At 72.9% G+C, this 21989-nt stretch carries 15 protein-coding genes; 7 read left to right on the top strand and 8 right to left on the bottom strand.

Features of this window, described 5'->3' with window-relative positions:
- Positions 1 to 14: 14 nt before the first annotated feature.
- On the bottom strand, positions 15 to 2135 hold the full coding sequence (locus IE267_RS14795; protein WP_189763551.1) for an N-6 DNA methylase: 2121 nt from the start codon (positions 2133 to 2135) through the stop codon (positions 15 to 17).
- 196 nt (positions 2136 to 2331) lie between these two features.
- Between IE267_RS14795 and IE267_RS14800 the strand changes: the two genes are divergently transcribed.
- Entirely contained in the window at positions 2332 to 3069 is a 738-nt protein-coding gene (locus tag IE267_RS14800; RefSeq protein WP_189763552.1) for a hypothetical protein, read from the top strand.
- Between the two features lie 35 nt (positions 3070 to 3104).
- On the opposite strand, the gene IE267_RS14805 is transcribed toward IE267_RS14800, so the two are convergent.
- The gene (locus IE267_RS14805) at positions 3105 to 3785 is read right to left on the bottom strand and encodes an HNH endonuclease family protein (protein ID WP_161249660.1); all 681 of its coding nucleotides are present in this window, start codon (positions 3783 to 3785) and stop codon (positions 3105 to 3107) included.
- Between the two features lie 308 nt (positions 3786 to 4093).
- Positions 4094 to 7627, bottom strand: a complete 3534-nt coding sequence (mfd, locus tag IE267_RS14810) for a transcription-repair coupling factor (RefSeq protein ID WP_189763553.1) — start codon at positions 7625 to 7627, stop codon at positions 4094 to 4096.
- Positions 7628 to 8237: 610 nt separating this feature from the next.
- Here mfd and IE267_RS14815 point away from each other — a divergent pair.
- The 3 genes from IE267_RS14815 to IE267_RS14825 are packed head-to-tail and all read left to right on the top strand — an operon-like array spanning position 8238 to position 10623.
- Complete coding sequence (locus IE267_RS14815) at positions 8238 to 8729, top strand: SigE family RNA polymerase sigma factor (protein WP_167159395.1); 492 nt, start codon at positions 8238 to 8240, stop codon at positions 8727 to 8729.
- Positions 8722 to 9153: a hypothetical protein gene (locus IE267_RS14820; protein ID WP_189763554.1), complete on the top strand. Its 432-nt coding sequence runs from the start codon at positions 8722 to 8724 to the stop codon at positions 9151 to 9153. The genes IE267_RS14815 and IE267_RS14820 overlap by 8 nt, the downstream gene beginning before the upstream one ends.
- Positions 9154 to 9171: 18 nt before the next feature.
- A complete protein-coding gene (locus IE267_RS14825; RefSeq protein ID WP_373304551.1) occupies positions 9172 to 10623 on the top strand; it encodes a DUF2079 domain-containing protein in 1452 nt (483 codons plus the stop codon).
- 14 nt (positions 10624 to 10637) lie between these two features.
- Here the strand turns inward: IE267_RS14825 and IE267_RS14830 are convergent, their stop codons facing one another.
- Positions 10638 to 13217, bottom strand: coding sequence for an ABC transporter permease (locus IE267_RS14830; RefSeq protein ID WP_189763555.1), 2580 nt, complete (start codon positions 13215 to 13217; stop codon positions 10638 to 10640).
- Positions 13214 to 14002, bottom strand: coding sequence for an ABC transporter ATP-binding protein (locus IE267_RS14835; protein ID WP_189763556.1), 789 nt, complete (start codon positions 14000 to 14002; stop codon positions 13214 to 13216). The genes IE267_RS14830 and IE267_RS14835 overlap by 4 nt, the downstream gene beginning before the upstream one ends.
- A 238-nt stretch (positions 14003 to 14240) precedes the next feature.
- Between IE267_RS14835 and IE267_RS14840 the strand changes: the two genes are divergently transcribed.
- Positions 14241 to 15821 carry an MFS transporter gene (locus IE267_RS14840; protein WP_189763557.1) on the top strand — a complete coding sequence of 527 codons (1581 nt, stop codon included), beginning with the start codon at positions 14241 to 14243 and terminating at the stop codon, positions 15819 to 15821.
- 29 nt (positions 15822 to 15850) lie between these two features.
- On the opposite strand, the gene IE267_RS14845 is transcribed toward IE267_RS14840, so the two are convergent.
- From IE267_RS14845 to IE267_RS14855, 3 genes are all read right to left on the bottom strand, one after another.
- Complete coding sequence (locus IE267_RS14845; protein WP_189763558.1) at positions 15851 to 16750, bottom strand: cellulose-binding protein; 900 nt, start codon at positions 16748 to 16750, stop codon at positions 15851 to 15853.
- A gap of 240 nt (positions 16751 to 16990) precedes the next feature.
- Positions 16991 to 19681, bottom strand: coding sequence for an SUKH-4 family immunity protein (locus tag IE267_RS14850; RefSeq protein WP_189763559.1), 2691 nt, complete (start codon positions 19679 to 19681; stop codon positions 16991 to 16993).
- Positions 19682 to 19689: 8 nt separating this feature from the next.
- Positions 19690 to 20676, bottom strand: coding sequence for an SMI1/KNR4 family protein (locus IE267_RS14855; protein WP_161249465.1), 987 nt, complete (start codon positions 20674 to 20676; stop codon positions 19690 to 19692).
- 248 nt (positions 20677 to 20924) lie between these two features.
- On the opposite strand from IE267_RS14855, the gene IE267_RS14860 reads away from it, so the two are divergent.
- Together IE267_RS14860 and IE267_RS14865 are read left to right on the top strand one after the other, a co-directional pair.
- Positions 20925 to 21440, top strand: coding sequence for a YwqJ-related putative deaminase (locus IE267_RS14860; RefSeq protein WP_189763560.1), 516 nt, complete (start codon positions 20925 to 20927; stop codon positions 21438 to 21440).
- Between the two features lie 41 nt (positions 21441 to 21481).
- A complete protein-coding gene (locus IE267_RS14865; protein ID WP_161249461.1) occupies positions 21482 to 21970 on the top strand; it encodes an SUKH-3 domain-containing protein in 489 nt (162 codons plus the stop codon).
- Positions 21971 to 21989 lie beyond the last annotated feature (19 nt).

A 21989-nucleotide genomic window follows, 5' to 3' on the forward strand; every position in this document is an offset into this window, starting at 1 on the left:
GCCCTTCGCAGGGTCTACCCCCGTCGGCCGCGCCCGCCGTCCGCACCGTCGCCCGGATCGACCGTGCCGTCCGTCAGGCCGTCGTGCAGGCCTTGGACGAGCTGCTCGCCGAGCCGTCCCGCGAGCCTCAACGCGTCCTCGAACGCGGCGAGTTCACGAAAGCGCCTGCCGTAGCGGCGCTGTTCGGCGAGGGGCAGCCGGGGCAGCTGCAGCCTGCGCACATCGAGCCGGGAGGCGGTGGTGGCGTGGCTGCTGGCCTGGCGGTTGTTGGCGGTGCCGCGCAGATATCCGGCGAGGAACCACGGGTCGAGGGCTCCCGGGTCGGGCCGCAGGAGCTGGAGGTTGCGGCCGAGGGCCGCGCCCGCGCCCGCCTCGTCCACGACCCGGGCGACGGTGCCGCCGCCGAGTACGGGCACCACGACATCACCGGCCCGCGTCAACACCGGTTCCTCCGCGGGCCCTTCGGGCAGGGTGCCCGAGGGCGCCGTGCCGGCCAGCACGTCGTGTTCGGTGAGGACGACCGGCCCGGGCCCGGTGCCGGCGCCGCCCGAGCGCAGCACCAGGGCGCCCGCGCGGGCGAGTTCACCGACGGTGGCCAGCTGGCGGCGGGCGCCCTCGCCCGTGGTGGGCGCGGCGGGCGACGGGGTCAGCTCGGCGGTGCGCCGCAGGGTCTCGGCGAGGCGTTCGCGTACGTCGTCGAGCGCGGCGGTGCCGCCTTCGGCTGCGGGCGGCGGCAGATGGCGGGCCGGGGCGAGGTCGACGTCGTCGTCGAGGAGTTCGATGACGGGCACCGACCGACTGACTCCGGGCCGTTCGGCGACCGTGCCGTCGCGGTCGAAGGGGGCCCAGGCGTCGAGCACCGCGGACCGCAGGGCGCCCCAGGGCAGCCGGTCGCGGCCGCCGTCCACCGCGACGCCTTCGATGCCGGCGGTGTCGACCAGGAGCAGTTCGGGGGCGCCGCGCAAGGTGGTGTCCGGCTTGCGCAGCACCCACAGGTGCAGCGGGATGCCGTACGGGGGCGCGGCCCCGGCGGGCAGCGCGACGACCGCGCGCAGCGCGCCCCGGCGCAGCAGGTCGGCGCGGATACGGCGCCCCGAGCGGCGGGACGCGGCGGCGGGCGGCATCAGGAGCACGGCGGTGCCCCCCTCGCGCAGCCGGGCCAACGCGTGCTGCACCCAGGCGAGTTCGGACTCGGTGCGGGCCGGCAGACCGTACTCCCAGCGCGGGTCGTAGGCGAGTTCGTCATGGCCCCAGGCCCGCTCGTTGAAGGGCGGGTGGCACAGCACTGCGTCGGCGGCGAGGTCGCCGAAGGCGTCCGCGCGCAGCGAGTCGGCGGCCTCGGTGCGGATGGCGGCGGAGCCCGCCAGGGCGAGCCGGAGCCCGGTGAGCGCGGCGAGGTCGGGGTCGGTGTCCTGGACGTGCAGGGCGGTGGCGCCCCGCAGTGCGGACAGCAGGGTGCCGGTGCCGCAGGCCGGGTCGAGCACGCTCGCCGCGGGCCCCGCGAGTGCGGCCATCAGCGTCGCGGGGCCCGGCGGCGTGAGCGTGTACTGACGGGGGTTGGCGTCGAGATGGCGGCCGAGCAGGAACTCGAAGGCGGCCTGGGCACCATCCTCGTCGGCGAGCTCGGCGGCGCCGCGCAGGAGGGGCAGGGAGACGGCGAGCCCGACGGCACCGGGGCCGTTCACGAAGTGGCTCCGACCGGCCCGGCCGCCCTCGGCCCCGCCGGAACCGTCTCCTCGTCCGCCGAACCGTTCCCCCAGCACCCGCTCGACAAGCTCGGCCAGGGGCGCGGCGAGGGCCGCGTCGTCGAGCGCGGCCAACTCCCGCCACCGGTGCGGGTGTTGCTGTGCGGCGAGTAGGGCGCACCCCACGTGGACCAGGGCGGTGACGGCTCCCGCGGGGTGACCCGAGAGCTGCTGCCACACCCGTTCGCGCAGCGGCACCTCGGCCAACTTGCCCTGGGCGTGCAGCCATTGCTCGACCTCGTGCAGCGCGAAGGAGGGGCTGGTCTCGGTGCCCCCGACCGGCTTGGGGAAGTCGGCGTGCCTGCGGCGCCAGTTGCTGACGGCGGCGCGGCCCACCCCCGCGAGCCGCGCGATGGTGGCGGCGGTCACCTCTGCTGCGTGCTCCGGCACCTGACTGCTCCCCTCGTTGCCGTGTCACCGACCCTACCGAACAACACCGGAGCACTCCATTCACATCGTGAACGTTCGCAGTTCCGTGAACAGTGTTGACTCGGTTCACGGAACTCTGCTCTGATGTGCCCGGGCCCGCCACCTGCCGGCGCACCCGACCCGCCTCGCTCTACCGCCCTCAGGGGGAGTTCACGCCATGCGCCGCCGCACGATCGCCACCACCACGGCCCTGTTCACCTGTGTCGCCGCCATGGCCCTGACCGCCTGTTCGGGCTCCGGCTCGGGTTCGGACTCCGGTTCGGGTTCGGGTTCGGGCGCGTCCAACGCGCCGTCCGCCGCCAAGACTCCGGCCGCCGCGAAGGGCCCGTACGCCGACCTCACCGGCGGGCAGATAGTCACCAACTCGTTCCGGGCCACCCGGCAGGCCGGTTCGCTGCACCTCAAGGCGAAGATCGCCGACGCCAAGGAGGGCCCCAGCACGATGGACCTCTCCATGGACCACAAGGGGGACTGCACCGGCACCATGGGCCAGGGCAAGGACACCATCAGGATCATCAAGACCGGCAAGGTCATGTACCTGAAGACGCGCGACTCGGGCAACAAGTGGGTGAAGACGGACACGACGTCCGCGGACACCAAGGAACTGGCTTCGTCCTGCGACCTGAACAGCTTCCTGGACAGCTTCAAGGGCGACGACACCGACACCGAGGCCAAGAAGGGCGCGACCACCACGGTCGGCGGCCGAACCGCGATCGCGCTCACCGAGAGCGACGGCGCCGAGCACTACACGATCGACGTGGCCACCACCGGCAAGCCCTACCTCCTGAAGATGGTCACCACGGGCGGCGACAGCCCCGGCACCATGGAGTTCTCCCAGTTCGACCAGCCGATCCACGCGGTCGCCCCGCCGAAGTCCGCCGTCATCGCCGGCTGACACGCAGCTGACGGATCGTCACGCCTTCCGGCGGCTCACCCCGCCGGAAGCTTCTGGTCGCGGCACCCGTCCAGAACCGTCTTCATCGCCGACTTCTCCGCATCGGTCAGCCACACGCCGTACTTCTTCTTCACGGCCACCTGGTCCGCCACGTACGTGCAGCGGTACGCCTTGTACGGGGGAAGCCAGGTCGCCGCGTCGCCGTCGCTCTTGCGGCGGTTGGCGCTCGCGTCGACGGCGATCAGGTTGAGCGGGTCGTTGGCGAAGGCGGCCCTCTTCTGCTTGTCCCACTGCTGGGCGCCCTTCTGCCAGGCGTCCGAGAGCGCCACCACATGATCGATGTCGATCTTGCTGGCGCCACGCTTGAAGGTGATGGACTCCCCCGTGTACGGGTCGTGCACGAGCGTCCCCGACGTCACGTCGCACTTGTCCTTCAGCTTCACGTCCTTCAAGTCCCGCTTCAGTATGTCCTCGCGGGTCTCGCAGCCGTTGTGATCGGTGTCCGTCCAGCCCTTGCCGAACTGGTCGCGGGTGTAACCGGTCTTCGGCGCACGCCCCTTGACGGGAAGCGCGTCGACGGCGGCGAGCGCGGAACCGGCCGCACCCTTGGGGCCGGGGGCACCGCTCTTCCCGGTCCCCACGTCACCCCCGCAGCCGGTGAGCACGAGGGACGCCGCGAGGGCGGTCACGGGCAGGGCAATTCGGTACATACGCATCAAGGCGGGCCGTCCTGGCAGCAGTTGGCGGAACCTCGCAATCGTAGGTACTCCTACCCGGCATGCCGCGGGTCAACGGTCCCGAAAGGGACAGCCCTCCGCCCTTGATCAGCCCGGCTCGACCGGCGCACGGGCCCGGGCGCGGATCCCCGCCGACGGGCGCCGGGAGCGCCCGGACGCGCGAAGGGCGGGCGGCACCGATGGGAGCCGCCCGCCCTTCGCCCCGTACACCTACGCCCGGCTCAGGACCCCGGGATGGTCCCGACGCCTACATCTCAGGACCCCAGGATGGTCCCGACGCCTACGTCTCAGGACCCCAGGATCGTGGCGAGGAACTCGCCGGTCCAGGCGAGCAGCTCCCGTCCGACGACCGGCTTGCCGCCGATCTTCCCGGCGGTCGGGCGCGGCACCAGGATCTGCCGGGCGGGCGCCTTGATCACCGTACGGGGATAGAGCCGCTTGAGGCGGAGCTCCTGCGACTCCCTCAACTCCACCGGAGCGAAACGGATGTTGGGCCCCTGGAGCACGATCTCGCCGACCCCGCAGGCGCGGGCCAGCATGCGAAGACCGGCCACCAGGAGCAGGTTCTCGACCGGCTCGGGCAGCTTGCCGTACCGGTCGGTGAGCTCCTCGCGCACCGCCTTCACGTCCTCCTCGGAGTTGGCCGAGGCGATCGCCCGGTAGGCCTGGAGGCGCAGCCGCTCGCCCGGCGCGTAGTCGTGCGGGACGTGCGCGTCCACCGGCAGCTCGATCTTGACCTCCAGCGGTGCCTCCTCCTGCTCGCCGCCCTCCATCTGCGCCCGGTAGTCGGCGACGGCCTCGCCGACCATCCGCACGTACAGGTCGAAGCCGACGCCCGCGATGTGCCCGGACTGCTCGCCACCGAGCAGGTTGCCCGCGCCGCGGATCTCCAGGTCCTTCATCGCCACGTACATGCCCGCGCCCATCTCGGTGTGCTGGGCGATGGTGGCGAGCCGCTCGTGCGCGGTCTCCGTCAGCGGCTTCTCCGGCGGGTACAGGAAGTAGGCGTAGCCCCGGTCGCGGCCACGGCCGACCCGGCCGCGCAGCTGGTGCAGCTGGGAGAGGCCGAAGTTGTCGCCGCGCTCCACGATGAGGGTGTTCGCGTTGGAGATGTCGATGCCGGACTCGACGATCGTCGTCGAGACCAGCACGTCGAACTTCTTCTCCCAGAAGTCGACCACGACCTGTTCGAGCTGGCTCTCGCCCATCTGCCCGTGCGCGGTCTGGATGCGCGCCTCCGGCACGATCTCGCGCAGCCGGGCGGCCGCCCGGTCGATGGACTCGACCCGGTTGTGGATGTAGAAGACCTGGCCCTCGCGCAGCAGTTCACGCCGGATGGCCGCGCCGATCTGCTTCTCCTCGTACGGCCCGACGAAGGTGAGGACGGGGTGGCGCTCCTCGGGGGGCGTGGTGATCGTCGACATCTCGCGGATGCCGGTGACGGCCATTTCGAGCGTACGGGGGATGGGCGTCGCGGACATCGTCAGGACGTCCACGTTGGCGCGGAGCTTCTTCAGCTGCTCCTTGTGCTCGACGCCGAAGCGCTGCTCCTCGTCCACGATGACCAGGCCCAGGTCCTTGAACTTGGTCTCCGACGAGAACAGCCGGTGCGTGCCGATGACGAGGTCGACCGAGCCGTCCTTGAGCCCTTCTAGCGTCGCCTTCGCCTCGGTGTCGGTCTGGAACCGGCTCAACGCCCTTACGTTGACGGGGAATTGGGCGTACCGCTCGGTGAAGGTGCCGAAGTGCTGCTGGACCAGGAGCGTGGTGGGCACGAGGACGGCGACCTGCTTGCCGTCCTGTACGGCCTTGAACGCGGCGCGCACCGCGATCTCCGTCTTGCCGTAGCCGACGTCGCCGCAGATCAGCCGGTCCATCGGGACCGTCTTCTCCATGTCCTCCTTGACCTCGGCGATCGTGGACAGCTGGTCGGGGGTCTCCGCGTACGGGAACGCGTCCTCCAGCTCGCGCTGCCACGGGGTGTCCGAGCCGAAGGCGTGTCCGGGCGCGGCCATGCGCGCGCTGTACAGGCGGATCAGGTCGGCGGCGATCTCCTTGACGGCCTTCTTCGCGCGCGCCTTCGTCTTGGTCCAGTCGGCGCCGCCGAGCCGGTGCAGCGTCGGGGCCTCGCCGCCGACGTACTTGGTGACCTGCTCCAGCTGGTCGGTGGGAATGTAGAGCCGGTCGCCGGGCTGGCCGCGCTTGGCGGGCGCGTACTCGACGAGGAGGTACTCGCGGGTCGCGTTCTGCACCGTGCGCTGGACCATCTCGATGTAGCGGCCCACGCCGTGCTGCTCGTGCACGATGTAGTCGCCCACCTCCAGGGTGAGCGGGTCGATGGTCTTGCGGCGGCGGGCCGGCATCCGGCCGAGGTCCTTGGTGGCGCTGCGCTGGCCGGTCAGGTCCGTCTCGGTCAGGACGGCCAGCTTGAGCGCGGGGTCGATGAAACCGAAGTCGATGGCACCGCACGTCACATGGACGACGGACGGGACCAGCTCGTCCAGTTCCGCGTCGAGCCGGGCCGCGATGCCCTCGCCGCCGAGCACCTCGACGGTACGGGAGGCCGGGCCGTGCCCCGCCGTCACGTACACGGCACGCCAGCCGTCGGCCAGCCACTGCTTGGTGTCGGCGAGCGCGCGCTGGGTGTCACCCCGGTACGTCTCGGGAGCGTGCATCCCGAGCTTGAGGGTGTCCTCGTCGAAGTCCGCCTCGTCGGCGGCGAACGGGGACACCGACCACCACATCATGCCGAGCTCGCGGGCCCGGTCGCGGACGTCGGCGATGCCCCACAGGGACGCCGCGTCCACGTCGATGGGCGCCTGGCCCCCGCCCGCGCTGGCCGCCCAGGACGCCTGGAGGAACTCCTGGCTGGTGGCGACGAGGTCCGCGGCCCTGGTCCGCACCCGCTCGGGGTCGCAGACCACGGCCATCGAGCCCTTGGGCAATACGTCGACGAGGAGTTCCATCTCGTCGACGAGGACGGGGGCGAGGGACTCCATGCCCTCCACCGCGATGCCCTCGGCGATCTTCCCGAGCAGCTCGCCGAGCTCGGGGTGGCGCTCGGCGAGGGCGGCGGCGCGGGTGCGCACGTCGTCGGTGAGCAGCAGCTCGCGGCAGGGCGGCGCCCACAGGCCGTGCTCGGCGACTTCGAGGGAGCGCTGGTCGGCGACCTTGAAGTAGCGGATCTCCTCGACGTCGTCGCCCCAGAACTCGACGCGCAGCGGGTGCTCCTCGGTCGGCGGGAACACATCGAGGATGCCGCCGCGAACCGCGAACTCCCCGCGCTTCTCGACGAGTTCGACCCGGGAGTACGCTGCGGCGGCGAGCCCCTCGACGACCTCGCCGAGGTCGGCGCTCTGCCCGGTGCGCAGCGCCACGGGGACGAGCTCGCCGAGCCCCTTGACCTGCGGCTGGAGTACGGAGCGGATCGGCGCGACGACGACGCTGACCGGGCCGGCCGAGGGGTCGTCCTTGCTGGGGTGGGTCAGGCGGCGCAGCACGGCGAGGCGGCGGCCCACGGTGTCGCTGCGCGGGGAGAGCCGTTCGTGCGGCAGCGTCTCCCAGGAGGGGTACTCGGCGATCTCCTCGGCGGGCAGCATCGAACGCAGGGCGGCGGCCAGGTCCTCGGCCTCGCGGCCGGTGGCCGTCACCGCGAGCACGGGCCGGCCCGCCTCGCGGGCGAGGGCGGCGATCGCGAAGGGCCGGGCGGCGGGCGGGCCGACCAAGTCGATGTGCATCCGGTGGCCGTCGGTGGCGGCCTTCACCGCTTCGGCGAGCGCGGGGTCTCGTACGACGGCGTTCAGCAGACCGTGCAGGCTCATGAAGGGCTTCCATCCCGGGGAGTGGGCAACGCGAACCGCCCGACACGTCGTACGGGCCGGGGGCTTCCAGCGTACGACGCCCCGACCCCCCTCGCCCCCGGGATACCCCGGGCCCCGCCGCCCCTGCACCCCCCGCCCGGTGAGGCCCGTTCTGCGCAGTTCCCCGCGCCCCTAATCCTTTTTCGTCCGTCCACCGTGCGTGGTTGCTCGCGCAGTTCCCCGCGCCCCTGTAAGTGACCCGGTGTCCCCGGTCGCGCCCACCGCGGCGGAGCCGCGCAATGTCACAGCCCCGCGCCCCTGTAAGTGACCCGGTGTCCCCGGTCGCGCCCACCGCGGCGGAGCCGCGCAATGTCACAGCCCCGCGCCCCCAAATGCCTTGGTGCTGGCCGGCACCAAGGGCATCTTCAGCCCGTCATGGGGGTCCCCCCTGGCCCTTAAGGCCTTGGGGGAGATTGAGGACGAGCGCCGTTCAGGCGCGAACGGGGGTCTGGGGGCGGAGCCCCCAGACGGGCCGGTGCCGGGGGCTGGGAGAAAGTTGGGGGCAGGTGTCAACCGAGCGCGGCACCGGGGGCGTATACCCCGTGAGATCTATCCAGCCACAGGAGCCGCATTGACCGACGACGAGTTCGAGGAGTTCTACGCGCACTCCGTGAAACCGCTGGTCGGCCAGGTGTACCTGATGACCGGCGACCTCCACGAGGCCCAGGACGTGGTCCAGGAGGCCTTCGTCCGGGCCTGGGGCCGCCGCGGCGGGCTCGACAGGGGCGCCGGCCCCGAGGCGTGGGTCCGCACCGTGGCCTGGCGCCTCGCCGTGAGCCGCTGGCGCAGGGGCCGGCGCGCGGCCGAGGCCTGGCGGCGCCACAGCCACGCGCACACCGCCGAGGCCCCCGCCCCGGACCCCGGCACCGTCGCCCTCGTCGACGCCCTGCGCGGACTCTCCGACCGCCAGCGCCGCGTCGCCGTACTGCACTACGTGTGCGACCTCAGCGTGGACCAGGTCGCCCACGAGACCGGCATCTCCGCCGGCACCGTCAAGACGCACCTTTCGCGCGCCCGGGCCGCCCTCGCGCCCCGTCTCCAGGAGGAGGAACACGGTGTCTGACCTCGACGACGTGCATCGGGACGACGAACCCCTCGCCCGCGCCCTGAAGCGGGCCGCCGACGCGGCCGGCCGCGCCACGCTGCCCGAGCCCGCCGCCGTCGTGGCCGCGCGGGGCCTGCGGCGCCGGCGCCGCAACCTGGCCGCGGCCGCCGCCTGTGCGGTGTGCCTGCTCGCCGGGTCCGGCGCCGCGCTCGGCCTGCGCCTCCAGCAGAGCGGGCCCGTGCCGCCCGCCTCCGTTCCCACCTACGGCTCGCCCTCCCCCGCGGACGGCTCCGGCACGCCGTCCTACGCGCCGCCCCCGCCCTCCACCGCCACCCCGTCCGGCTCCCCCACCCCCTCGTTCCCACCCCCGCCGCCGCCCCCGTCCCCCTCCCCCTCTCTCTCCGTCTCCCTCTCCGTCACCCCGACCACTCCCCACCGCTGACCCCAAGGAGCACCACCCGTGTCCGGAGTCCTCCTCGCCCTGCCCGAGACCTCCACCCGGAAGGCGACGGCAGCGGAAAGGCCGAGCAGGAACGGCCCACCCGGGTCGCGAATACGCTTGCGGCCGGCCGCCGATCCCCATCTGCTGGCCGCCGCGCTCTTCGCCGCGTACACCGCACTCAGCGTCCTGCGCTACCGGCGGATGGAGACCCTGTCCTGGGACCTGGGGATCTTCGAGCAGGTCGTCCGCGCCTACGCGCACCTCCAGGCGCCCGTCGCCGATCTCAAGGGGCCCGGCGCCAATGTCCTCGGCGACCACTTCAGCCCGGCGACCGCCCTGCTCGCCCCCGCCTACCGGCTGTTCCCGACGCCCGTCACCCTGCTCGTCGCCCAGTCCGCGCTGTTCGCCCTCGCCGCCGTTCCCGTGGTGCGCGGCTCGGCCCGGCTGCTCGGACGGGGGCCCGGGCTCGCGATCGGGGTCGCGTTCGGGCTCTCCTGGGGGATTCAGCGGGCCGTCGACTTCGACTTCCACGAGATCTGCTTCGCCGTGCCGCTGATCGCGTTCAGCCTGGAGGCGGTGCTGCGCGGACGGTGGGGCGCGGCCCTGCTGTACGCGCTTCCCCTCGTTCTGGTGAAGGAGGACCTCGGCCTGACGGTGTCCGCCCTGGCCGTCGTGGTCGCGGTGCGCGCCCGGCGCGCCTCGCCGCGCGCGACGCGCTGGGCGCTCGTCGTGGCCGCGTTCGGGGCGGTGGCCGTCCTGGTCACGCTCACCCTCGTCATCCCGGCCTTCAACTCCACGGACAGCTACGACTACTGGACCAAGATGGACGGCGGCGCCGGCCCGCTGGCCGCCTGGGACGTCAAGCTCCACACCCTGCTGTGGACGCTGGTCCCGACCACGGGACTCCTCGCGCTGCGCTCCCCGCTGCTGCTCGCAGCCCTGCCCACCCTCGGCTGGCGCTTCCTGTCCTCGGACGACCACTACTGGTCGACGGACTGGCACTACAGCGCCGTCCTGATGCCCGTCCTCGCCCTCGCCCTCGCCGACGCGGTGGCCACCGCCCACACCAGCCCGCGCCCCTGGCTGCGTACGTACGCCCAGAACCTGCCCGCCTGCACGGCCGCCGCGGCCCTCGCCCTGACGACCTCGCTGCCGCTTTCGGCGCTGACCGCTTCGGCCACGTACCGCAAGAGCCCTCAAGTGGCCGCCGTGGAACGGCTGTTGGAGCGCGTCCCGGACGGAGCGACCGTCGAGGCGGACATCGGGCCGATCGCCCGGCTCACCTCCCGCTGCCGGGTCTTCTGGGTGGGCACCGCCCGCCCCGTGGTCCCGCACTACATCGCGATCGACAACTCCGACGGCTGGGCGGGCAACCCGGTCGAGTACGCGACGACCCTGCACCCCGGCGCCGTGTACACGATCACCGGGGTGGCAGGGGGTTACGTCTTGCTCAAGCTCCAGCCGCAGTAGGCCGGCCGCCCGCTCTAGCCGTCCGCGGCGATCGCGTTCAGGACGTTCATCCGGCCTGCCCGCCAGGCGGGTATCAGGGCGGCGAACAGGCCCACGAACGCGGAGCCCACGAACACGGTGAGGATGGTCGGCCAGGGGATCTCCAGGACGCCCATGCCCTCCAGGGCCAGCAGCTTCTGCGCCGTGGTGCCCCAGCCCATGCCGAGCCCGAGGCCGAGCAGCGCGCCGAACAGGGCGATCACCACCGACTCCAGGCGGATCATCCGGCGCAGCTGGCGGCGCGAGAGGCCGATCGCCCGCAGCAGGCCGATCTCCCGGGTCCGCTCGACCACCGACAGGGCCAGGGTGTTCACCACACCGAGCACCGCCACGATGATCGCGAGGGCGAGCAGCCCGTACACGATGTTCAGGAGCTGGCCGATCTGGTCCTTCAGGTCCTTCTTGAAGTCCGTCTGGTCCTGCACCTTGTACTGCGGATAGGCCTTCAGGGACTGCTTCAGGGAGGCGTAGGCGTCCTTGGCCCTCCCGTCGTCGGCCTTGGCGAACATCAGCATGTTCTTGGGCATCCGGTCGGCCGGCAGATACCGCTCGACGGTCGTGATGTTGGTGTACATCGCGCCCTTGTCGACGTTGGTGTCGTCCGAGGTGATCGCCGCGACCTTCAGCCGTGCGGTGGCGCCGCCCTTGAAGGCGACGGTCATCGTGTCGCCGACCTTGACCCCGTGTTCCTTGGCGTACGCGTCGCCGACCGACATCGCGTTCTCGCCGTACGCCGCCGCCAGGTCACCGGCGACGGTCTTGCGCCGCAGGTCGTCCTGGTAGCTGGGCTCGGCGGCGGTGACCTGGTCGTTCTGCGCCTTGCCGTCGGGGGCGGTCAGCTTGGCGTCCACCGGCCTGTAGTCGGTGACGTGCGCGATGCCCGGGGTCTTCCTGATGGCGTCGGCGGCCTGCGGCACGATCGGCTGGCCGGTGCCGGAGGAGACGATGAAGTCCGCGCCGACCGACTTGTCGAGCTCGCTGGTGGCCGAGGCGACCATCGAGGAGCCGACCACCGACAGGCAGGCCACCAGGGCGAGCCCGATCATCAGGGCGGCGCCCGTCGCCCCCGTGCGCCGCGGGTTGCGCAGCGCGTTGCGCTCGGCCATCCGCCCCACGGGCCCGAACATCCGCAGCACCAGCGCGCTGATCACCCGCACCACGAGGCCCGCGAGCAGCGGACCGACGACGACGAACCCGATCAGGGTGAGCACGACACCGAGGCCGAGCAGGCCCGAACCGGTAGCCGCCTTCGCAGCGTTGGCACTGGCGAACAGGGCGGCGGTGCCGACTCCGGTCAGGACCAGGCCGATGGCGGCCCGGATCACACCGGCCTTGCCGTCGGCGGGGGTGCCGGCGTCGCGCAGGGCGGCCATCGGCGAGATCTTCCCGGCACGGCGGGCCGGTACGTAGGCGGCGACGACGGTCACCACGACACCGAGGACCAGGCCGATGACGGGCGTCGTCCACGTGACGGTGAGGTCACCGGTCGACAGCTCCATGCCGATGGAGCTCATCACCTTCATCAGGCCCACCGCGAGGCCCACCCCCGCGCCGACCCCGAGGACCGAGCCGAACACGCCGAGCAGCAGGGCCTCCACGAGCACCGAGCGGTTGACCTGCTTGCGGCTGGAGCCGATGGCACGCATCAGACCGATCTCGCGGGTGCGCTGGGCGACCAGCATCGAGAACGTGTTGATGATGAGGAAGATGCCCACGAGGAAGGCGATCCCGGCGAAGCCGAGCATCGCGTACTTCATCACGTCGAGGAACGAGCCGACGCTGTCGCGGTTCGCGTCCGCCGCCTCCTTGGCCGTCTGCAGTCTGTAGGAGCCCGTACCGAGGGCGGACGTCACGTCCTGCTTGAGCCGTACGTCACTGACGCCGCTCGCCGCGGTGACGTTGATCTGGGTGAACCGGCCGGTGGCGCCCAGGAGTTCACGCTGGGCGGTCGCGGTGTCGAAGTAGACGACGGCCGCGCCGGGGTTGGTCACCTTGAAGGTGGCGATGCCGGTGATCTTCGCGGTGAAGTCGCCGGTGACGGCGATGGTGCGCAGCTCGTCACCGAGCTTGAGGTGGTGCTTGCCGGCGGTGTCGGCGTCGACCATCATCTCGGTCGGCCCGCGCGGGGCCCGGCCCGAGGTGATCTCCATCGCCTTGAGGTCGTTGTCGGTCCAGTTGCCGGCGATGGTCGGGGCGCCGGTGGTGGAGCCCATGTTCTCGTTCTTGGCGTTGACGACCGTGACGCTGCTGCTGCCGACGGCACCCTCGGCCCTGCGCACGCCGGGCACCTTCGCGACCTTGTCGACGAGGGACGCGGGCAGCGACTCGGGCTTGCCGGTCTGGGACGGGGCGCCGTCCCCGGAGGCCGACTTGGGGCTGACGGTCACATCGGCCGAGGTCGCCGCGAACAGCTTGTCGAAGGTGGTGTTCATGGTGTCGGTGAAGACGAGCGTGCCGCACACGAACGCCACCGACAGCAGGACCGCGACGGCCGAGAGCGCCATCCGCCCCTTGTGCGCGAGGAAGTTGCGCAGCGAGGTCCTGAGCACGCTCATGACGTACGCCCCCGCGCGTCGAAGTCCTTCATGCGGTCGAGGACGGCGTCGGCGGTCGGGCGGAACATCTCGTCCACGATGCGGCCGTCGGCCAGGTAGAGCACCCGGTCCGCGTAGGAGGCGGCCACCGGGTCGTGGGTGACCATCACGATGGTCTGGCCCAGCTCGTCCACGGACTGGCGCAGGAAGCCCAGCACCTCGGCGCCCGCCCGCGAGTCCAGGTTCCCGGTCGGCTCGTCACCGAAGATGATCTCCGGCCGGGCCGCCAACGCCCGTGCCACGGCGACGCGTTGCTGCTGTCCGCCGGAGAGCTGGGTCGGCCGGTGCTTGAGCCGCCCGGCCAGGCCCACCGTCTCCACCACGCGCTCCAGCCACCGCGCGTCCGGCCTGCGGCCCGCGATGTCCATCGGCAGCGTGATGTTCTCCAGGGCGTTCAGCGTCGGCAGCAGGTTGAACGACTGGAAGATGAACCCGATCCGGTCCCGGCGCAGCTGTGTGAGCTTCTTGTCCTTGAGCCCGGTGATCTCGGTGTCGTCCAGGAAGATCTGGCCACTCGTCACCGTGTCGAGCCCGGCCAGGCAGTGCATGAGCGTGGATTTGCCGGAGCCCGACGGGCCCATGATCGCGGTGAACTGCCCCCGGGCTATGTCCACATCGACCTGGTCGAGGGCGACCACCCGCGTCTCCCCCGACCCGTACGCCTTCACGACCTGGCGCGCCCGTGCCGCGACCGCCGCACGCCCTCCAGTGCCCTCGTGCCGAGGAATGGTCACAGCCGTAGTCACGGTGATTCTCCTAGGTGTCATTCCGGCCGGTCGCCCGCGAATGCGGCGCCCCCTTCGGCCTGGAACCAAGGTAGGGAACGGGCCACCGGCGCCACGTCCTCCGCCGGAACGAACCCGCCCTCCCCCCAAGTAGGGCCTACCCCCTAGGGGTCTCCACCCCGAGGACCAGTACGTGTCAGGGCCCCTCCACCCCTGCCGCCGCTCCAGCCCCCAGTGAGAAGGTGGGGCCCCCAGATGCATGCACAGTGAAGGGATCTCGGTGAGCGTCTCCGACGGAACACCCCACACCGAAGCGATATCCGGCGCGGCGCCCGCGGCCGTCGCCCCGCGCGGGCGCGGCCCGGTCGTCGCGGCCCTCATGATGGGCATGGCCCTGGCCGCCCTCGACGGCACCATCGTCTCGACGGCCGTCCCCCAGATCGTCGGGGACCTCGGCGGATTCGCCGTCTTCTCCTGGCTGTTCAGCGGCTATCTGCTCGCCGTGACCGTCACGTTGCCCGTCTACGGCAAGCTCTCCGACACCTTCGGCCGCAAGCCCGTCCTCGTCGTCGGCGTCGTCGTCTTCCTCGCCGGCTCCGTCCTGTGCGCGTTCGCCTGGAACATGGCCGCGCTCATCGCGTTCCGCATCGTCCAGGGCCTCGGCGGCGGCGCCCTCCAGGGCACCGTCCAGACGATCGCCGCCGACCTGTACCCGCTGAAGGAACGCCCCAAGATCCAGGCCAAGCTGTCCACCGTGTGGGCGACCTCGGCCGTCGCGGGACCCGCGCTCGGCGGACTCCTCGCCTCCTACGCCGACTGGCGCTGGATCTTCCTCATCAACGTGCCGGTCGGCGCCGTCGCCCTCTACCTGGTCGCCCGGTACTTCATCGAACCCGCCCGCGAAGCCCGCGCCACCCGGCCCCGCATCGACTGGGCCGGCGCCCTGTGCGTCTTCGCCACCGGCGCCCTGCTGCTCACCGCGCTCGTCCAGGGCGGCGTCGCCTGGCCCTGGCTGTCGGCGCCCTCGCTCGCCCTGCTCGCGGGCAGCGCCGCCTGCGCCGCCCTCACGGTGTTCGTGGAACGCCGGGCCGCCGAGCCCGTCATCCCCGGCTGGGTGTGGCGCCGGCGCACCATCGCCGCCGTGAACCTGGCGCTCGGCGGGCTCGGCCTGCTCATGGTCGCCCCCACCGTGTTCCTGCCCACCTACGCCCAGACCGTCCTCGGCCTCAATCCGACCGCCGCCGGATTCGTCCTGTCCGTGATGACGCTCAGCTGGCCGGTGTCGGCCGCCCTCTCCAGCCGCGTCTACAACCGCGTCGGCTTCCGCAACTCCGCGATCACCGGCATCGCGCTCGCCGCCCTGATCCTGGCCGCCTTCCCCCTGCTGCCCTTCCCCGGCCACGCCTGGCAGCCCGCCCTGCTGATGCTGCTCCTCGGCGGCGCGCTCGGCCTCTTCCAACTCCCGCTGATCGTCGGCGTCCAGTCGACGGTGGGCTGGGCCGAACGCGGCACCACCACCGCGTCCGTCCTGTTCTGCCGCCAGGTCGGCCAGTCGGTCGGCGCGGCCCTGTTCGGCGCCATCGCCAACGCCACCCTCGCGGCCCGCCTGGCCCACGCCCCGATGCCGGGCCTGCCCGGCGACCTCGACTCCGTCTCCCGCGCCCTGCACCACCCGGCATCCCTCACCGCGGATGCCGCCGACTACCTGCGCCGGGCGGTCGCGAGCGCCGTCGACCACGTCTACATCGGCGCCGCGATCGCGGCCGTCCTGTCCCTGCTCGTCCTGGTGTTCCTGGCCCCGCGCCGCTTCCCCGTCCTCACCGAAGCCGGAAAGGACTGAACTCCCTTTCCAGTAAAGGGAGTTGAGCTTCAGGCCTCGTTCTCCGCGGAGCGTCCGGTGAGCGTGGCCAGGCTGTTGCGCACATGCGTCATGTGCGCCTGCACCTCCTCGCGGGCCGCCGTGTGCTCACGCAGCACCCGGTCCGTCTCCGCCGCGATCCGGTCCTCGTTCGCCCGCGCCGCCGCCACCAGCTCGGCGGCCCGCGCCTCCGCGTCCTCCTGGCTGCGGTGCGCGTGCTCCTCGACCTCGGCGAACGCGCGCCGCGCCTCGTCGAGCCCCGCCTCCACGGTCGCCGTCAGCTCGGCGATCCGGGCCTCCAGCGCGGCCTCGCGCCCGGCCCGTTCCCGCTCATCGGCGGCGAGCGCATCGGCCCGCTCCTGATCCTGGCCGGCCAGATACGCCTCGCAGCGCCTGCGCATCCCGTCCAGGTCGCCGGCCGCCTCCTCGCGGCGCTCCTTGGCCTCGGTACGGGCCGCGAGCCGCAGCTCGTCCGCCGCGGTGCGGGCCGCGAGCAGCGTCTGCTGGACCTGCGCCTCGGCCGCCGCGAGCAGGGCCTCGCTCCGCTTGCGCGCCGCGTCCCGCAAGGCCCGGCCCGCCTCCTCGGCGGCGAGTACCTCACCGGCCGCCGACTCCTCGGCGCCGGTGCGCACCGCTTCGGCCTCCTCGACCGTCAGCGCGAACAGCGACGCGGCCCCGCCGCCGAGCACCTCGTACGTCTGCGGGGCGAGCGCGCCGACCTGCTCGGCGAGGACGGCCGCCTGGGCGCCCATCTGCTTGGCCAGCACGGTGAGCCGGGCCGCCCGCTCCCACGCCGCGTCCCGCTCCTGCGACAGCCGGGCCAGGGTGCGGTCGACCTGGTCCGTACGGTAGCCGCGGCCCCGGCCGACCCCGAACGGCTGCGCCGCCGGTGGCAACGATGCTGCGCTCATCCCTGAAGCCTCTCTCCCGCACCCACTGGCGCCCGGTACGCGCGTTCTGGCTGCCCGGCGCTCATCCTGGCCGATCGAAGCGAAATGGTCATAACGCGACACTCCGCCCACACGGCACGGTCAAGGATGCGTCAATCGGCGCCAGAACCCGGAATCACCCAGGTGCCACACACCAAAGGCGCCCACCGCGACCCGCACGGTGAGCGCCTCGGCACGGCCAGGGCGGCGCGACGCCACCGCTCAGAGCAGCCCGTCCCACATCTGCTCAAGCAGCACCGACCACCAGCTCTCCGGCGACGCGAGCGCCGCCGGATCGAGGGCCGCGAGCTGCGCCTGGAAGTCGACCGTCCAGCGGCCCGCCTGCTCCGGATTGAGCCCGAACCGCAGCCGCCACATCCGGCCGAGCAGCGCCAGCGAGCGGGCGAACTCGGGCAGCCCCGAGTTCACGAACTGCGGCGGCACCGACTGCCCGCCGGGACCCGCCTCCACCGGCACCGCCACGATGTTCGCGGTGCCGTACTGGACACAGATCGCCCGCCCGAAGTCCGAGCCCATCACCAGGTACGAACCCGCGTCCGCGGCCGGCTGCACCCCGCGCTGCTGCGCGAGCTCCGCCAGCGTCGGCACCGGCTGACCCGGCACGGCCTGCGCCCAGAAGAACGGCCCGAAGTCCACCGGAAGACCCGCCCACACCAGCGTGACCGCCACGGCCTCCGGCACGCCCTGACGCGACACCGCCCGCTGGTCGAAACGGAAGACGCCCTGGGGACCGAACGCGCCCGCCAGCTCGTGCGCCACGCCCTCCGGCGGCAACGCCGGCACCGGCTGCACCGCCGGAATCGGCGCCCGCACCGGCTGCGGCCTGGCCGGGCCGTCCGCGACCTGCGCCAACTCGCCCTGGTGGGTGAGCAGATGCCGGACGCCCTGCCGACGCGAGCCGTGGTCCTTGCCGTACGGGGCGACATGCGTGATCCGCACCTGCGGCCACTGCTCGCGGATCATCCGCGCACAGTAGCCACCCGGCAGCTCGCACGACTCCAGCTCCGTGTGCAGTTCGAGCACATGGTCGGCGGGCACGTTCATCGCCCGCAGCTCGTGGAAGATCTGCCACTCCGGGTGCGCGGTACCGGGCGCCGAGCGACGGATGAGCTGCTGCTCGGACCCGTCGGGCGCGCGGTAGCGCAGCACCGCCTGGTAGCCGGGGCCGACCGTCGGCAGCCCCGCAGGGGGCTGCTGCGGATAGCCGTACGCGGGCGGCGCCTGCGGCCCGGGACCGCCGGGTGCCATGCCGGGGGGACCCGGCGGCATCGGCGCACCGGGACCACCGGGCCCCATCTGCGCGGGCCCCGCCAGCATCGTGGCCGCATGGTGCACCCCGCCACCGGGAGCAGCGGGCGGCGGGCCGGGCTGCCCCGAGGGCATCGGCGCACCGGGGACACCGGGCGGACCCGGCGGCATCGGAACACCCGGGCCGCCCTGGCTCGGCGGGCCCACCCGGTTCGGGTCGGCGAACATCGTCGGCGCGTGATGCACCCCGCCCGGGGGCGTACCTCCGGGCGCACCCGGAGGGCCGGGCGGCATCGGGGCGCCGGGGCCGCCGGGAACACCGGGCGGGCCGGGGGGCATCGGCGCACCGGGGACACCGGGCGGACCCGGCGGCACCGGCGCACCCGGGCCGCCCTGGCTCGGCGGGCCCACCCGGTTCGGGTCGGCGAAGACCGTCGCGGCCTGATGCGCTCCGCCCTGCGCGGGCGGCGGCGTCGGCGGGGCGGCCGGACGCTGCCCCTCGGGGCCGAGCTGCGAGACCAGCTGCGTCGGCAGGTAACCGCCGGCCGGAGCACCGGGAGGCGGCGTCGCACCCGGGGCCGCCGCAGGCACCGGGGCACCCGGGCGGGCACCCGGAGTACCGGGCGCACCGGGCGGTGGCGGAGTCGTCGAACCCCCACCGCGCGCCGCACGCGCGGAGCGCGCACCCGGGGGCGGCCCAACCGCCTTGCTGGTGGCGGCATCCGCGATGTCCCCGGCACCGTCCGGCGCCGCAGGACCCGTCGACGGGACCGGCGCGGCCGGAGCACCCGGCGGCGGGGTCGAACCCTGCGGCGGCCCGGCCTGCGGGTCGTACGCGGGCGCGAGCGCGGTCGGCGGCAGCTGGCTGCCGCCCGCCATCAACGCCGTCTTCGCCTCCGGCAGCGCCCTCGGCGGCGCCTCGTCCTCACCGTCCGCACCGGACAGCGGGGGCGCGAACACCGTCGCGGGAAGCGGCACCGAGCCGTCGTCGGCCCCCGCGTTGGTGTCCGTCCCGGCCCACGGCGTGGCCCCGGCGGGAGCGCCGGCTCCCGCACCCTGGGCCGAGGCCGCGGGGGCGGGGGCGGGGGCGGGCCACGCGGGGGCGGCCGGCTCGGGAACGGGAGCCGGGGCGGGGGCTGCGGGGGCCGGGGCTGCGGGGGCGCTCTGCGACCCTGCGGAACCCGAGCCGGAACCGGAGCCGGATGCGGAACCCGCGGTCGAGGCGGAACCCGAACCCGAACCCGCCGTGGAGTTCTCACCCCGCCGGTCCGGGATACCCAGCTTGTCCGCCGCCTCCTGGAGCCACTCCGGCGGAGTCAGCAGGAACGACGTCTGGTTCAGGTCGATCCGGGCCGGCGGCTCCGGCGCCGGCGGCGCGTCCTCGGGAACCCCGTACTCCTCCTCGTACCGCCGGATCACCTCGCCCACCGGCAGACCCGGCCACAGCGTCGCCTCACCACTGTCCCGGGCGATCACCAGACGCTGCGCACCGCCACCGCCCGAAGGCCCGTTCTCCCGGTCCTCCGCCCACACCACGAAGCCCAGCTCGAACTCCCGCACCCGCACCTCACGGTGCTGGTACGCGGGCACATCGCCATTGATCCACTCTTCGGCACGCTCCTGCGCCTGAGCGAAAGTCACCATCGGCCGGCTCACTCCCCTACCGAGGTCGTCTCGACGGCACGCGCGAAGCCACCGTCCACCATCAGGTTCGCCACGGTCTCCAGCTCCGGCGGATTGCCCGCGAGCCGCGCCAGGAACGCATCGAAATCCTCACCACAGGGCAGCAGCAGCCGCTCCACCCGCTCGTTCACGCTCAGCCCGTCCCGGTCCCGCGCGTCGTCGTACGCGCAGAACCACACCGAACCGACCGCCGAACCCTTCACCTTCACCGCGAGCAGGCCGCCCTGTACGAAGGCGACACCCAGATAGTCCTTGGTGAGGTGGTCCCGCAAACACTTGTTGACATAGACGAGGTCGTTGACCGCCGCCTCGTCCCGCACCGTGAAGAACGGCTGGTCCACCAGAAGACCCAGCTCCGCGTCGAGCGCCGCACCCACCGGGGCACAACCCCCCGCCGCCTTCAGGAACGAACGGTAGGCACCCGGCAGGCGATAGCCCAAGTCCTCCTCCACACCCAGGAGTTGGGACTCCGTCACCGACACCGAGCCCTTCGGCAGACCGAAGTGCGCCGGCCGCGTCTCCTGCAACGGCCGCGTACCGCGCTTGTCGTGCTCGACCTGCGCCGTCGCCAGACCGCCGTAATGCCGCAGCAGCGCCTTCACCTCGACCGGCACCAGCTCCAGACGGCGGCCGCCGGGCACGTGGTGCCACGTCCAGCCGTGCGGCGTCGCCACCGGCGCCACCGTGTCCCACAACTCGTGCCCCGCCGCGGACAGCGCCGCATTCGCCGACACGTAGTCCGTCAGACGGAGCTCGTCCACCCCGAAACCCTCCGGCGGCTCCGCGATCTCCGCCGCCGCACGCGCGTACGCCGAGAAATCCGGGAAGCCGCTCTCGTCCACCCGCACCCCTCTGGGATGCCGGGAGGCCCGGACCGGATCCGGGAAGTGCACGACCTGCCCGGCATAGGCCGCGTTCGGTGGCGCGGCATGCTGCCCGAGCCGACCTGTCGTCATGGCGGTTGCCCCCTGCTGCGTGCTCTGCGTCTGGCTGGTGGGACCAGACTATGCGGTGCCGCAATACCGGCGACCGGCCCCGCAATTCGGTCACCAACCGTCACCCGCATATCACCCTGCGCCCGCGACGCGCGGCTTATCACGCCCCAGCTTCCGTATCAGCGCCCGCATTTGGCAGGCTGTCCCCGCAACTCGGGGGCGCTGACACGTGCGGCTGGAGCCGCCGCCAGTGGGAGGAACACAGCACCATGCACACCGCACCAGGCGAAACATCCGCAACAAGCGCGATAAATGAGACACCCGGCGATCCGCGTCTGCGCTGGAGCGCCACCCCCAGCACCGTCGCGCCCTTACTCAGACACCGCCGCGACGGCATCCTCCCCGCCATCGCCGCCGCCCTCTCCGTCCGCGGCGAAACCCTCACCTGCACCGCGGGCAAGGGCGAACAGCCACCCGCCCTGCACACCCTCGTCCAGGACTACCTGGACACCCTCACCAGCGGCCAACGCGAACGCTTCACCGGCCGCTGCCCCGAAGCGATCCTGCTCTCCCGACACCTGACCGCCGTCGAGACCGCACGCTCCAAACGCGCCCAGCGCAAGCCCCTCACCCACGGCGAAGCCCGCCGCGCCCTCAAACACGCCAAACTCACCGCCCGCCGCATACGCGAGGACGGCGACCCCCTCCACGGCAGCTACGCCCCGCCCTGCCGCTCCTGCACCGCCCTGCTCGACTACTTCGGCGTCCGCAGCGTCGAACCCTGACCCACCCCCACCCCGCCGAACTCACGGAAAGGCCGCGGCCGATGCCGGACGTCTCCACCACCCGCTTCCCCGTCCCCGTCGACGCCGCCCTGCGCACCGCCGGCTGGCAGCCCGGACGCTGGGACATCCGCCAGGCCGAAGCCTGGGCCGACGTCCTGCGCGCCCACACCTCCCCCGCCGGCCACCGCCACACCGTCTTCCCCGCCGCCGTCGAAGCCTGGGCCGAATTCGGCGGCCTGCGCCTCACCGCCCCGGGCCCCGGCCGCCGCAACGCCCCCGCCGCCCTGCGCTTCGACCCCCTCGCCGGCCTCCACCTCGCCCGCACCCTCGCCGACCTCGGCCGCGCCCTCGAAACCGACATCGCGCCGCTCGGCGAAGAAGGCGACCAGCAGGCCGTACTCGCCATCGACGCCGAAGGCCGCGTCTACTCCCTCGACCACACCGGCGACTGGTTCCTCGGCCCCGACATCGACCACGCCCTCAACACCCTGGTCACCGGAACCCAGCCCATCCGCCTCACCTCCGGCTGACCCAGGACCGACCCCTGGC

The sequence above is a fragment of the Streptomyces xanthochromogenes genome (assembly GCF_014650455.1).
Classification (GTDB): domain Bacteria; phylum Actinomycetota; class Actinomycetes; order Streptomycetales; family Streptomycetaceae; genus Streptomyces; species Streptomyces xanthochromogenes.